Annotated in this window: 2 tRNA genes and 2 rRNA genes; all 4 read left to right on the forward strand. The window is 41.3% G+C overall.

What is annotated here, in order from left to right:
• A 16S ribosomal RNA gene (locus ACOB80_RS20815) occupies positions 1–68 on the forward strand; the annotation flags it as partial.
• A gap of 78 nt (positions 69–146) precedes the next feature.
• A tRNA-Ala gene (locus ACOB80_RS20820) sits at positions 147–222 on the forward strand.
• A gap of 21 nt (positions 223–243) precedes the next feature.
• A tRNA-Ile gene (locus ACOB80_RS20825) sits at positions 244–320 on the forward strand.
• Between the two features lie 317 nt (positions 321–637).
• A 23S ribosomal RNA gene (locus ACOB80_RS20830) occupies positions 638–734 on the forward strand; the annotation flags it as partial.

Raw genomic sequence — 734 nt, forward strand, 5'->3', positions numbered from 1 at the left:
GATTCATGACTGGGGTGAAGTCGTAACAAGGTAACCCTAGGGGAACCTGGGGTTGGATCACCTCCTTATCTTGAAGTAAGACTGATTATTGTTGAGTGTTCACACAAATTGCATTGATAACGAAAGTAAAGAAGACGAAGCCTTATGGGGCTATAGCTCAGCTGGGAGAGCGCCTGCCTTGCACGCAGGAGGTCAGCAGTTCGATCCTGCTTAGCTCCACCAATCTTCACTCTTAAGTGATTTAGGTCTGTAGCTCAGCTGGTTAGAGCGCACCCCTGATAAGGGTGAGGTCGGCAGTTCAAGTCTGCCCAGACCTACCAAGCTTCGTATAAAAGACCAAATTAAAGGTTACTTTTTCAAGTGAATTTTAATTTGGTTTTTTTAACCACGAATTAGCCGAATGTGTGCTGATTTGACGTTCTTTAACAAATTGGAAAGCTGATATATATCCCGATATAAGATTTATCTTATATCAACTGATGATTACAGTGTCGCGCTGTATGAATCAAACCTTGAAACAAGACATCCTTATCTTGTTTCATCTACTTCAAGTAATCTTTGTATTACGTGAAAATGTCAGTCATACATTCATACTCAGATTTGTCTCTGAGTAACTCGAAACTATTTGGGGTTGTATGGTTAAGTGACTAAGCGTATACGGTGGATGCCTTGGCAGTTAGAGGCGATGAAAGACGTGTTAATCTGCGATAAGCGTAGTTAAGGTGATAAAAACC

The sequence above is a fragment of the Thalassotalea coralli genome (assembly GCF_055786205.1).